Origin of the sequence: Paracoccus wurundjeri, assembly GCF_030678915.1 — a bacterium.
GTDB lineage: Bacteria > Pseudomonadota > Alphaproteobacteria > Rhodobacterales > Rhodobacteraceae > Paracoccus > Paracoccus onubensis_A.
Genome location: NZ_JAUUTZ010000029.1, coordinates 1 through 13251, shown reverse-complemented (window position 1 = coordinate 13251; position 13251 = coordinate 1). Strand labels below are relative to the sequence as shown.

At 53.1% G+C, this 13251-nt stretch carries 12 protein-coding genes; 5 read left to right on the top strand and 7 right to left on the bottom strand.

Features of this window, described 5'->3' with window-relative positions; translation table 11 throughout:
• Nucleotides 1–5: 5 nt before the first annotated feature.
• Nucleotides 6–509, top strand: a complete 504-nt coding sequence (locus tag Q0601_RS20780; protein WP_305291826.1) for a phosphatase PAP2 family protein — start codon at nucleotides 6–8, stop codon at nucleotides 507–509.
• A gap of 171 nt (nucleotides 510–680) precedes the next feature.
• Here the strand turns inward: Q0601_RS20780 and Q0601_RS20775 are convergent, their stop codons facing one another.
• From Q0601_RS20775 to Q0601_RS20760, 4 genes are all read right to left on the bottom strand, one after another.
• Complete coding sequence (locus Q0601_RS20775; protein WP_119747188.1) at nucleotides 681–884, bottom strand: hypothetical protein; 204 nt, start codon at nucleotides 882–884, stop codon at nucleotides 681–683.
• Between the two features lie 391 nt (nucleotides 885–1275).
• Nucleotides 1276–1719 carry a hypothetical protein gene (locus tag Q0601_RS20770; RefSeq protein ID WP_305291825.1) on the bottom strand — a complete coding sequence of 148 codons (444 nt, stop codon included), beginning with the start codon at nucleotides 1717–1719 and terminating at the stop codon, nucleotides 1276–1278.
• A gap of 205 nt (nucleotides 1720–1924) precedes the next feature.
• A complete protein-coding gene (locus Q0601_RS20765; protein ID WP_305291824.1) occupies nucleotides 1925–2455 on the bottom strand; it encodes a hypothetical protein in 531 nt (176 codons plus the stop codon).
• A gap of 851 nt (nucleotides 2456–3306) precedes the next feature.
• Nucleotides 3307–4590 carry a Hint domain-containing protein gene (locus Q0601_RS20760; protein WP_305291823.1) on the bottom strand — a complete coding sequence of 428 codons (1284 nt, stop codon included), beginning with the start codon at nucleotides 4588–4590 and terminating at the stop codon, nucleotides 3307–3309.
• A 1139-nt stretch (nucleotides 4591–5729) separates the two neighbouring features.
• On the opposite strand from Q0601_RS20760, the gene Q0601_RS20755 reads away from it, so the two are divergent.
• Entirely contained in the window at nucleotides 5730–6299 is a 570-nt protein-coding gene (locus Q0601_RS20755) for a hypothetical protein (RefSeq protein WP_305291822.1), read from the top strand.
• Nucleotides 6300–6784: 485 nt separating this feature from the next.
• Here the strand turns inward: Q0601_RS20755 and Q0601_RS20750 are convergent, their stop codons facing one another.
• Together Q0601_RS20750 and Q0601_RS20745 are read right to left on the bottom strand one after the other, a co-directional pair.
• Nucleotides 6785–7006: a hypothetical protein gene (locus Q0601_RS20750; RefSeq protein WP_305291821.1), complete on the bottom strand. Its 222-nt coding sequence runs from the start codon at nucleotides 7004–7006 to the stop codon at nucleotides 6785–6787.
• An 855-nt stretch (nucleotides 7007–7861) separates the two neighbouring features.
• The gene (locus Q0601_RS20745; RefSeq protein WP_305291820.1) at nucleotides 7862–9097 is read right to left on the bottom strand and encodes a Hint domain-containing protein; all 1236 of its coding nucleotides are present in this window, start codon (nucleotides 9095–9097) and stop codon (nucleotides 7862–7864) included.
• A gap of 579 nt (nucleotides 9098–9676) precedes the next feature.
• Between Q0601_RS20745 and Q0601_RS20740 the strand changes: the two genes are divergently transcribed.
• From Q0601_RS20740 to Q0601_RS20730, 3 genes are all read left to right on the top strand, one after another.
• Nucleotides 9677–11047 carry a glycosyltransferase gene (locus Q0601_RS20740; RefSeq protein ID WP_305291819.1) on the top strand — a complete coding sequence of 457 codons (1371 nt, stop codon included), beginning with the start codon at nucleotides 9677–9679 and terminating at the stop codon, nucleotides 11045–11047.
• A 250-nt stretch (nucleotides 11048–11297) separates the two neighbouring features.
• Nucleotides 11298–11447, top strand: coding sequence for a hypothetical protein (locus Q0601_RS20735; protein WP_305291818.1), 150 nt, complete (start codon nucleotides 11298–11300; stop codon nucleotides 11445–11447).
• 435 nt (nucleotides 11448–11882) lie between these two features.
• Nucleotides 11883–12347, top strand: a complete 465-nt coding sequence (locus Q0601_RS20730) for a hypothetical protein (protein ID WP_305291817.1) — start codon at nucleotides 11883–11885, stop codon at nucleotides 12345–12347.
• Nucleotides 12348–13029: 682 nt separating this feature from the next.
• Here the strand turns inward: Q0601_RS20730 and Q0601_RS20725 are convergent.
• On the bottom strand, nucleotides 13030–13251 hold a 222-nt coding region (locus Q0601_RS20725), incomplete at its 5' end, for an integrase core domain-containing protein (protein WP_305291816.1).

Below are 13251 nucleotides of genomic sequence, written 5' to 3'. Positions count from 1 at the left end.
ACCAGATGATGAGGGCAATCATTCTGGCGGGGCTGTGCGGAATGACGCCATTGCCGGTCGCGGCCGACCCGTTCGAGGATTTCGGCACGGCGATGAAATACGGCTTGCCAGCGGCAGCAGCGATCTGCGCGGCCCGTGATGACCGGCTTGAAGATTTTGCGGTTCGGGGAATATTGCAGGCGGCGGTTGTTCTTGCACTGAAATCCTGGACGGACGGCACCCCGATGGCCCGCCGGCCTTCAGGAGAAGGCAAGGGATTTCCCTCGGGCCATTCGGCGGCCGCAGCGTTCGGAGCGGCCGATCTTGCGGGAAAATGCTTCCGGGATGATCGTTTCGCCGGAGCAGCGGCATATGGCGCTGCCGGACTCACCGCTGCAAGCCGGGTTCACGCGGGTGAACACACGGTGGAGCAGGTTATGACCGGCGCATTGATCGGATTCAGTTTCGGCGCCGCAAGTTTCGGAATTGGAAGCGAAGGCGCCGCGTTCAGTATCGGAATGAAATTCTGAATAGGACAGGGTGCATCTGTGCGCCTAGGTAGTGGCGACGACCGGGTAAAGAAAAGCCCGCCAATGAAGGCGGGCCATTGTCATACGACAATCAAGAGCATGATCTTCTTAACGTAAATACGTTATCGGTGCTGTCGATACCGGCAGGAATAACCCGCGACGGATATCGGATCAGCTATCATCGTCATCCGCCGCAACGGCAGCAACTACACCCAGCAAAAGCAGGGCCGGAACGACCAGACCAGCGTTTGAGGATGCGGGTTCTTCTTCGACGATAATGGGTTCAGGCTCGACAACAGGAGCAACATAGCCACCGGCCAGCGCCGAAGTAGCTGACAGGCCGATAACAGCGGTCAGGGTTGCAAACTTGGTCATCAGAAAGCTCCATTACGTTTCCTATAGGTACAGATAGTTAGTACGCGAGCCGTGCAAATGTATAGAAACATTTAATCTGAGCCCGGAAAACGGCGAACAAACGCTTAGGCGGCATCGGCAAAAGGGGCTTATGCTGCCGATCGAACGTGAAATACGCCAACATCAATCATATGTGCCGCCGTCAGCGACGTCTCGCGAAGTTCGCTGATGTCATTTTATTCGATACGGTGCTCGACGTCGTGAAAGCCGGTTTCAGGGGCTGCAGCGACCATTAATAGATATGGGTGCCAATGATGGCCAGGATTGCCCGGTCCAGAAGGAAAAAAATTGCCGAGATAAGCTTGAGACCCGGGAAAAGTCCCAGGAGGATGAGGGCGATGCTGCTCATGGGTCAGTCGTCGGTGTCGAATTCGATCAGGCGGCCGTCGGCGGCGAATTCGGCATCGAATTCGCGATCATCGGAAAGACGGCCTTCGATTTCGATTCGTCCATCGCTTTCGAACTCGATTTTCTCGAAACGGGCATCGGCGGGCCAGGACTCGTTTTCCATGACTTCGGCAGGGATAAGAGCGCGGATATCCGCCGGAGGAAAGAGATCGTTCCCGCGAGCCTCGATATCCTCGATCACGTCATCCCCATTGAGATCGATCTCGACAACGGAGCCGCCAGGCAGGGTGCCGCTTACACGGCGGCCATATTCGGCATGCGGTTTTTCGCGAATCTCGATATCGGTCAGGTCAAGATCGATAACGGGTTGCGGCAGATCTTCAGCAAAACCGATGGCCGGACTGGCGAGGCAGGCCGCAACAAAAACGATCCGGAATGCGTATCTCATGGCTTTCACTTTCAATCTGACAAGTTCGGCAGGGGGCGCGATTCAAATGCCCGCGCATTCGGCTAATTGTACAGCCCCCCGACAGCGGAGGCGAGTCCGACCATAACCACCGTCTCCGCGCCCTTTGCGATATGTGCAGCCTAATCTGCCACCGGAACGTCTGCAACAATGCCTGTGAACAGGGGCAGGACACCGGGCCGGTTTCTTAGACGCAGCCCATCGTCTTGTGCTCGTTCATCATTTCTTTGATGAGTATCATAACCATTTCGTCAAAGCGGCTGTTAAGCTGGGTCCGCCTGATTTTTGCGAGTTGAACCATGACAGCGGCCCGTATGTTGCGCGGACGAATGATCGTGCGCGTGACAAGGCGTGCGCGGAAGTGATCCATTGATATCACGGTCGCCAGCATCAAGGCTTCTAATGTCTTGGATTGTGCGGATACGGATATGGCAGCAGGTCTGTCGAACTGTTCGATCTTTACGCGGACGGATTGCGCCTTTCGATTCCGAAGGAATCCGATATTCCAACCCAGTCCGATCCCCGGTTCCCGGGTCGGGTCGATACGTGAAACATGGCCTCCGTTTCGCATTATCCTATGCGCCAGCCAGTCAAAATCGACGATCCTGTCAAAAAGGACTTCGGCCGGAACGTCCGTGTCGAAAGACGTTGAAAGTTTCAATGAAAAAAATCTACCGTCTCCCGGAACTGCAAGATAACGGGAGCCTGCCGGATTCATGTGCCGATAATGTACTCCTGGAGACGTATTTGACCATGTTGACAGCATAACTTACGTCCATCCGATATTGCTTCCTGAAGAGGCCCGAAACACAACCAAATGACGGAAAACCTTACCCGAATCTTTTTGCTTGGCGGAACCCGAATGCTTCCGGTCGCCGAGGAATATTTTTCCCGAGATGCTTTCAGAAGAACATGATCCAGAAAAATATCATCGCCACCAAAGCGCCCGACCCCATACCAATTCGAAGAAGAGTACTGTTTCTACCTATCCGGTTCCAGAAATTCTCTGCAGGCCGGCTTTCAGCATATGAACGACGATACGCTGCGGAAATCGATGGCCCTCGGTAGTTTTGCCCTATGTCTCCCATGTAGGCGGTGGAATTTTCCTCCGTCTGTAGAATATGTGTCATTTGTCTTCCTCCCGAATTTGTTTTACCGTTATCTCGGTCGCGACAAGAAAAGGGAGTGGCTTTCGCCCGTTCCGAAGCGCGCGTGAAGCTGACTGAACACCGGTTGCGGACCTTCTATCTATTGCCCTCATTCTCCCACTGGATCCGGGATATCGGATCAGGAATGAAATCCGGCGACCGGCAAGCTATCGCCTGTGCGATACAGATCCAGTTGTTTTTCACAACCTACACGCATTACACTTCCCCAAGCATTCGAACACTTTGGTGAATCGCTCGAATGCATCCTTCGTTGCACCGAAATGAAGGCTTGGCGGTCGGAGTGTGGCACCACCCTGACCGCCTTTCCCGCCAAGATATTTCCCGGGAATGAGGCCCGGACATCGCGGGATCGCCGTATGAGATGCCCGAATTACACCTTCGGGCATCACCAATCGTTGTTTTACGACACCAGCGGCTTGCCGTGCTGCAGATGGCGCGTCGCAAGCTTGCGGGCCTTGCGGCCCGAAGGCAGTTCGCGTGCTGCCGACGGGACGGTTTCCGCATCCCTGAGCTGCGGGAAAAGCGAGAAGATTTCCTCGCGGGCCGCAATGTTCACGGATTTCAGTGCCTGCGGACCGGTATAAAGCGATTCCGTTTCGGCACCATTCGAATACACCACCTCATGCTGATCAAACAGGAAATGGAAATATTCGACCTCGGAAACCTCCGCGATATCAATTCCGTCCAGTTGGCAGAGTTGTTTGGCCGCAACCAGGACTTCCATTGTTCCAAACATGCGCTGTGCGATCTTCGAGCGCACGAGAATGCGATGTTGCGGAGAAACTAACAAATCCGATGACGGCGTATTTTCCCCAAGAGCGCCGGCTCTGATCCGGATTGGACGAAGATTCGGATTACTTTCCAACACGGAAGAACCCAAAGACGTCGAACCGATCCAGCGGATTTCCTGAATACCATGATCACGGGTAATAATCCGGTCCCCGACGCTCAGATGTTCCACGGCAACCGGCCCGTTTTCCGTTTCGATCAGCGATCCGCGAACGAAGCAGACGACGGTGTGCTCGTCGTCGCCCAGAAGCTTGGTGCCGGCAGGGTCGGTTGTGGAGGTTATGATCGCCGTATCCATGATATACTGGCTGAGGTCGGCGGCACTGCCCAGAATAGGTCCCAGAAGTCCGGTCGGATCAAGATCAGCCAGAGTATCCGTCAGTTCCGAAACGGGGACTTCGACCGTGATCATGTTATTCGATCCAGGCAGGTTGACGCGCAGAGAGGCCATGATCCGGTCATCGCTCAACGGCTCGTCGGTGATCGCATACACATTCCCGTTTTCATCAGCGAAATAATCCACGTCGATCGGGTTGACCGATACGCTGACGCCTAGCCCCAGCAAGTTATCGGTCATGCTGCCAAGGGTGAGGCCCGCGTTTTCGATCACCCCCGTGCCGACATAGGTCCCCGGAGTAGCGGTTCCGTTTGTCACCGGAGCCAGATAATCGCCTTGTTCCAACGTGGCGGCATCACCATCGTCCTGCACGTTATATTGAGTGATTTCGTCGGAATTTCCGAAATTATTTAATACGGAAGTCGGAGGGATTTCCACGATCGTCAGATCGAGTTCATCCAACGCGAGCACTGCGCCCGCGAGCTGAGTCATATAAGCCATGAAGGCATCCTTTTCGTTAGCACCGAAGTACGCCCCAGGAAGGACGGCAAAATACAACACAGGCGCGCAAGTTGGCACACTCACGCAAGCTAACGTCACGGGAAACAATCGATCGGAAATATTGCAATCAACCCGGAAGCCCTGCTATGCAACGGAAATACGGCAAATTTGTCAATAGGAAATGGTTAATGAAATCTTATTTTCAGTTTTTTCGAATTATGCGAAGGATGTGAAAAATAGGACAGGCAGTGATCGCTATGAAAAACAATAAAATGGATGTTGCATTTTAGAAAATATCGCCTGAAAATCTGTCGTTTCCCACAGTCTATACTCTGAAACTGACCTGTGCCTCGGATGTCGGGAGTGCCCAAGGATATCAGGGCATGGTGATTGGATGGCGAGAAATATCATCACCGGTTTTTTCGCGGATGAGGGCGTACGGAAAACGGAAGAAACCCAAGTTCCTCACTTGTCGATGACCGGCTGAATCTACGCGGTGACTTCATAGCATTCGGCCGCAGGAGGCCAGCGCATGGCAAAAAACAAGGTAAATTTATTGTTCACATCTATACTTTTTGATTTTCAGACCTGATGCAGAGATGGCGAAGATGCATCGAAGCGCCATGTCGCAATCCTTGCGACACAAGCGCATAGCGTTCGTTCTTCGGTGATCTGAGGTGCTGCTGGACAGGATTGAACTGTCGACTTCCCCCTTACCAAGGGACAGGTCACGCCCAGAAATGCAACGATACAAGGCCAATCATACTCCGTCAATATGCCGTAGTTCTCGCTGTGTTCCGGCATAACTGTGCGGTTTCTGTGCGGACAGCCGGTCTGCCGGAGGTGCATCATGACTGACCTGTTCGAAAAGAAATCCAGGCCAGTGAAACTGAAAGCCCCGGACCTGACTGCCGCCATGGCGAAACGATGGACCACCCTAGAATATGCGATCATATAGGAGGTCGGGGAGGGAACCGGCGCGCGGCGGGTACGCCGATACTGTCATCATGTCGCTCTGGCCGTCCCGAGGGTTGGAACTGCATGGTGTAGAAATCACGATCAGCCGCAGTGACTGGAAGTGCGAAGCGACGAATCCGCAGAAAGCCGAGGCAATCGCCAAATATTGCGATCAATGATGGATCCACATTCCGCCCGGAATCGTAGACGATCTATCCAACCTGCCGCCTGCTTGGGGGTTGCGCGAGTTTAATGGCAAGCGCTGGCAAACGATTCGCGAGGCCGACAAGACCGACGCGGAGCCGATCAACCGGCATTTTCTTGCCGCGCTCCTGCGCAGGGCGGATGGGGTAACGAAGGCCCTGATGGATCATCAGGCAATGCGAAACGCCTGCGAAGCCCAATGGGCGGAAGCCGAGAAACAGCGGGAACGATACCGGAAAGATGTTGAGCAGGCCGTTGAACACCGCACGCGCAAACTGGCGGAGGGCGCGGAAGCGGCGGCCGAATTTGAAGCCGAGTTTGGATCAGAGGCAAACTTTCGATCCATCTATAGCGGTATCCGTGATCCGAAGTCGTGGGAGCGCGCCGCTCGTGCATCGGCTGTCGGATTCATGGTCGATGACGATGCAGATCAGATCATCGCGCAATTCCGCCTGCATGGGCGTGAGGTAACGCTTCCTGTCCGTGTCGGCGCCTATGCCGAAGCGTGGTTCCGTGAAAACAAGAAAGGCCCGCGGACGAAAGAGGCCGATCATGCGGACAGTAGACGAATACGATCCGCCGTTTCTTTTGAAGGATCGCGGTGATGTCATAAGCTTGCAAGTAATCGACATCAAGCACCGCGCCCGCGTTTACGTACATCCGGGCGCGGCTATAGTCGCCGGTCGCCGTGAGCTGCCGGGAACAGTTTCCGATATCGGTAAAACCGGAGCCTGCCGTAGCCGTATTGGAGAACTGGAACCCCGTGAACAGATTACCGGACGTGCGAGACACGACGGACGCCAGAACGCCATATTGATTGCCCGTAACGGCAGGTGGAGAGATGTCGATATTTGAAATACTTGTACCCGTGTTTGAGCCATCCCATTTCGCCAGGCCCGCCCCGTCATCGATTGTCAATCTTGTGGCAGCATCCCATCCAGTAGCCGTGTCGGAATTGCTGGCGTCTTGCGGGATTAGGTTTGCGGGATCGGATTGCGGGTGCTCCGGCCAAGTATCAACTGAAAGCGTTGGAGTAGAGACCGCGAGGCGTACCGAACCAGCGGCCAATGCCCGAATATGAAGGCGGCATTCACAGGACATAGACCCCGATAATCGCAGTCCGGTTTTGCCTCGGTTTGAACGTGTACGTTCCGCCTGTCTCGATAAAAACTGCCTGATTGAAGGCCGGGATGATAAACCCGTGATCTCCACCCTGCGGGCACATTTCGACTGTGCCCGTGCTCCTGTTCTGGACATAGGCACCTTCTCCTACGACGATCTCGGCATCCTCGGAAATGGTGTGCGGCACCATAGGAAGTTCCTCTTGCTCGAATGCAAGGGCGCAATTCCTATATGCCCGGTGGCCTCAACATACCAGATATGGCGCGCATTCGTCTAATGGGAATCATTGCGGACACTGGAGATCATTGAGCATGGCCTGACGCACTATTATGAATGGCCACGTTCATGTGATGTACATTGCAATTCCGCGGGACAATTCTCACAACGTCCGAAAGAAGGACACTGCCGCTTCGTAACGGTAGCTATGCGAATATAAGCCAGAATAATATAATCGATATAATCGCGGCTAAACCTATGCCAATTTTAATAAGGTAATTGTTCCGCGCGACCCAAATCCTGAAATCTTTCCTAGGATCATTTTCTGCATATGATCGACGGTGCGATGCAGATATTGATGGTCCATGACTTTCTGGATTTATGTTGTGCTTCGTGTTTGCCGAGTTTTCCGTTTGCGCAAGTATGTATACCACTTGCCTCCCTCCCATGTCGTTGTCAGTTCCTCTCGATTACAGTAAAATAAGCCGTGATTTTCTAGAGAACTGAAGTTACATGAAAAAAACGAATTGACGTTTGGCTGGAAAACTGTCGAGAGTATTATATACATCAGTTTACTGAAAAAAAAATAATGATGGTTAATTTTAAACTGATTGACTAACTATCAATAAACTTCGGCGTATCCCCTTGCTTCCCTAGCCGCTACCGAGTAAAATATATACGAGCATTTATGCAGCCGTAGACTGGATGAATGCTTCCTTCGTTGCACCGAAATGAAGGTTGGCGGTTAGGGTGTGGCACCACACTAACCGCCTTTTTCATCGGTGCTATATGAGTTGCCTCGATATATATTAAGCAACTCATAATAGTTTTAGGACACCAGGGGTTTATTATGCTGGCGATGGCGTACCGCAAGCTTGCGCGCTTTGCGTCCCGAGGGTAACTCGCGGGCAGCTGACGGGATGGTGTCTGTGTTCTTGAGCTGCGGGAAAAGCGTGAAAATCTCCTCAAGGGCGGCAGCCCCTACGGATTTCAACGCTTCGGGCCCAGTATAAAGCGATTCCGATTCTGCGCCGTTCGAATACACCACCTCATGCTGATCAAACAGGAAGTGGAAATACTCTACCTCTGAAACATCATCCGCGATATCAATTCCGTCCAGTTGGCAGAGTTGTTTGGCCGCGACCAGGACTTCCGTTGTTCCGAACATGCGCTGTGCGATCTTCGAGCGCACGAGAATGCGGTGTTGCGGAGAGACCAGCAAATCTTGTGCCGGGGTGTTCTCACCGAGCGCGCCTGCGCAAATACGGATTGGGCGCATATTGGGGTGAAGGTGCAAGGTATTCCCATTGATCTTCCGTCCGCCAATCCAGCGCACCGGCTGAAGACCATGGTCGCGCGTCAACACGAGCATGCCTTCGGACAGTTCCTCAACTGGAACTGCCCCGAAGTCGGTCATGATGAGCGTTCCGCGTGCGAAACAGACAACAGGCAAGGTGCCGTCACCTTCAGCAACGTTTAGCGTTACAGCATCGAGAACCTGCTGAGTTAGATCTGCGCCGCTGCGCACAGTAGCGGCGAGCGTGCTGAACGGCAGTCCAGCGATCGGACCCAGCGAGTCTGCAATACTATCAAGCTCTCCCGCGATGCTTTCATTTATCTCGGAAAGCGGCACATCTAGTAGCTCGATGTTTTGACCAAGAACCGATACAGAAAGAGTCGCACCGAGACGGTCATCCTCCAATGGTTGATCGGAAACAAAGTAGTTGCTGCCATCTTCGCCGCGGATGGCGTGACCGTCGATGTCATTCAATTTGACGTTGATACCTGCTAGCGCAGGAATGCCAACTGTAACGTTCGCACTGGATAGCGTAACCGGACCAACATAAGTTCCTTGAACGTCACCCGAAGCTTTCGGAACGGTAACTGTTTCGCCTGCCTCAGCAATGCCGCCATCACCGCCTTCATTTGTTGCTTCGATATCTCCGGTAGTTTCTTCGGCACCGTCGAAAAAACCGGTTAAAACGTGTTGCGCATTTGTATCAATGACCCAGGCATCAGCATCTAGGGTCAATAGTCCGTCAGGCACTTGGGCAATATAAGCCATGTTTCCAAAACCTCGTCATGAGAGAAACGACTCTCGGGGTTACGACACTTCGGCGGACCTAATTGGGGAAATAAGGTATTAGTACCTTGGACTATCGAACAGACGAGCCACCATCGATTGCTGGATGCCTAAATTCCGGCCAAACTTGGCGAAGAATCGCTGTAGGCAAGAAAATGCCAGCATAGAAACCATATATGGCAAATAATAGCTGTCAAGCACTGAGTTGTGATCTCGGAGGAAAGTTTCAGATTGCCACTTCCTCTCACGCTTATGATCCATGGATCCGCGCTTCATGGGGTCATTTTCTGAGCGCGAGGGCGTGCCGGTGGCGGGAAGGTTATTTTTTTAATCTGTTGAAAATATTTGTAAAATTAAAAAGTATAGGGAATGGTTCACTAATGAAGGGCCTCATTCCGTTTTCATGTAAGTAACGACTTCAACTCTCGTTTCGAGAGTCATCCTTTGCGTGTTGCAAAACCTTCGATTGTACGGATAATAGGCAATAAATCGCCGATTCCCTGCGGGTCTGACATAGGTTTCGTTCATTGATGTGCGGATATTAGCTTATGGGAGGATGGGATGGTGGTCGTCGGTCTGTGCCGCTTCTCTCTGGTCGGTCGGGGGGACTGGAAAGTTTACCGTGACAAAACTGATGAAGAAATTCTGCCAATCGCGTTGAAACAGGCTGAGCAATTGTTTCAACCTGAACGGATAGAGGCTCGCTTAAAAACCTTCGAACATTTAACGTTGGCCTCGATGCGGGCGCAAACGGATGAAGATTTTCATTTCATTGTCTTGGCCTCAGAAATGATGCCGCAGCAGTATCGTGAGAAGCTGGAAGAAATATGCTCAGGGATTCCGCAAGTCACGCTGCGCTTTTTTGGGATGTTGGATGCGGCTTCAGCACAAAAGCAAGTCTATCGCGAACTCAAACTGTCGCTTTCCGAAACCATTCAATTCCGACTAGATGATGACGACTGTGTTTGCGCGGATTTCGTTGAGCAGTTGAAGGCGCATGCAGAGCCGCTGTTAGAATCCGAGGAACCTTTTGCGATCTCCTTGTCCAGTACGCTTTACTGCGCCTTAACTGACGGTAAGCCAGAAACCTATCATTGGCCGATTAAGTTTTTCTCTGCAGGTGCGGCACTTAAGCACGACAGGAAAAGCATATTTGGCTTTGGGCATTTTGCTTTGGAACGACGATTTCGTTCCAGTATAATTCCGGACCGAATGTCGCTAGCTACTCACAACGGAAACAACGATACGGAATTTACGGCTGAAATCGCACATCAACGTGGTTGCGTACGCCTTACTGACGAAGAAATCGCTGACCGACTCGTGATTAATTTTCCCTTTTTGACGATGCAAGCAAGAGCGCTTGTTGGATTGCCGAATTCCTTGCAATCTCAGCAGGTACCGCGACAGCAACATCCTCCGCGCGCCCCCGCGCCCTCATGGTTAAATTCACTTGCGGTGTCTAAGTACCGGAGAGGGTTTTACGTATCAGGCGACACTTTTGCCGTTCAGCATACCCACCGAAAATCCAGCGTTTTATATGTTGGTTTCGACGACTTATCTCGCGCTCGTGATAAGAATCGGCTTCGCGATCCATGGGGTTATGAGTTCGCCGAAAAGCGCGACTGGTCGAGCTTGGGTGTCATGGCTTATCGGCCGGACTGGTTTCGATCCGATGAGTTGTTCGGTTATCTCGACAGACTGCGCGGCGATGGACTTTTTGAGGGATACCGCAAGGTAGTTTTTTCCGGAGTCTCTATGGGGGGGATATGCGGCATGCGCATTTTCTTCTCTCGCTCCTGGCAGCACGGTCATAGCCTTTTCTCCTCAGTCAAGTTTGGCCCCTTCGGTCGTAAATTGGGACGCGAGATATCCAAGCGGACTACGCTCAAATTGGTCCGGACCCTATTCGGATGCGGCCGACGAATTACATAATGTCGGCAAAGCATGGATAATCTTTGATCCCGAAGTACCGGAGGATAGGAGACATGCCGCACGATTGGCAAATTCAAACGTGATCTTGCTCCACACCCGCTACGCAGCGCATTTTAGCGCTCAGTTCCTGAGGCAGATAGGCGTCCTATCGACTGTGGTGGATGGATGCGTGGAAGGCACAATGACGTCGTCGCGGTTCTATGAATTATATCGACCGGCGCGGACCTACCGGCGCTATCTTGGAGGAGTGATGCAAAAGACATTGTTGCGTGGTGGTGGTGGTGAGCTTGCGGAGCGGCTGCAAGCAACGATGCTACAGATGGGTAAGCCAGGATTGGCAAACGATATTCGCAAGGCCCTTGCCCGCGATGAATCAGAGCCTGCACGGGCTGTTTCCTGACACGAAATAGCCTGCCGCTATTTGGCAAGTATCAGGCCGAGGCTTGGGCGGCTCAAAGCGCGGGCCGGGCGTGATTGTCTCACCGGACTGGCGTACAGCGAAATACTTCAGTGTTGCATGCAAATCGGAGGTCGAGGCAGTTTTACCGAATGTGAGCTCCGTCGGAGGAGCCATAGCTGGGACCGTCACAGCCTCATTGACCAATCGACCATTCGCCCAGATATTGGCAAGATTTTTCACCTTGTCCCAGACAAGACGGAGCTCCAATTCTGGTGCCGCCGGTGTCTTGCTCGAAGGGCGCTAAATCCGTGCATTGGCCTGGCTGGCACTCAGTGTCCACTCGTTGGTCCCGGAGTTGAGATAGAAGCCGAATGAACTCGTGCCATCCTCGAATTGTAGGGCCCATTGGTTTTGGGCAAGCGGGAAGCAACTCGCGTGCGGGATGTATTTGCCCGAGAACTCAACGACCGGGCCACGCGCAGAAAGCCGGTCGAACGCATCGGTCCTGCCAATCCGTCAGAACTGATGATCGGTGAAGTGCTGGCGCGATACGCGGATGACAAGGGTGAGAACTTGGCGGTGGCCGGAACATTGATTTATTCAATCCAGGCGCTCGCGCCGTTATGGGGCAGCCAAACTTGTGCCTCCGTGAAGGGTTCAACCTGCCGTCGCTATGAGCGCGAATGGGCGAAGCCGCGAACCACAACGACGATAACCAAAAGCGGCAGGGTACTTAATCGCCAAAGAAAGACGGGCTCATCAACCGTCCGCCGTGAACTCGGTGTTCTGCAGGCGGCAGAGTATTTCGGCACGACGTTTGAGACGATTCGTAAGCACTATTGGCATCACAGTCCGCACCATCAGCAAGAGGCTGTCGAAACCATCGAAAGGAGCAGATAACTGTGCAAAACTCGGGCGCAATGTCAGCTAAGCGCTGGTGCTGCTGGACAGGGTTGAACTGTCGACCTCTCCCTTACCAAGTGTCAGCATCCCACGCAGAATAAGAGAATACCCGCAAAAAAGCGGTTTCGTGAACAGGTCTGTTCTTGGTTTGTGCAGGGATCCGAGGTTCACGCAGGTTCAGCGAACCAAAAAGCACTCCCCTAATCTGCGGGGGGCGGTGTGATGGCTGACATCCCGATCCTTTTCAGCGGCCCGATGGTCCACGCCCTTCTCGAAGACCGCAAGATACAGACGCGGCGGGTTCTGGGGCACCATGGTCCAGGTCGCGGCAGGTTCAACATCTTCAATCCCGAAACCGCCTGGTCTGATAGCTATGTCATGGATGACGGCAACGCGGAATGGCGCGCGCGGGACACGCCTTATGCCTCCGGCGACCGACTCTGGGTGCGGGAAACGCACTTTGCCTTCGGCCATTGGATCACGACCGATGAAGTAACCAAAACCGGCAGGCGGAAGCGCAAATTTGTACGGGCGCGGAATGTTCCCGTCCGGTTCGATCGTCCAACTGAAACGCTTGCGGATTCGTCTGTCGATCACGTCGAAGGTGTCCGTCGTCAGAACATTATGCGCAGATGGTTGCGTAAATTAGCGGAGTATGGGCCTCGTCATTGGTTTGATATTATGCGGCGAGCTTGCGGTGCTGCAAGCGCCGTTGTTCGATGGTCTTTCGCTTTATCCTTTCGCGTTGTTTGATGATGGTTTCGGCCTTGCCAAAGTAGGCATCGGCGGGTGTCACGTTGTTCAGGCTCTCATGGTATCGCCGGTGATTGTAGTGTTCGACGAAGGCCTCGATTTGGGCTTCGAGATCGCCCGGCAGGAAGTAGTTTTCCAGCAAGATGCG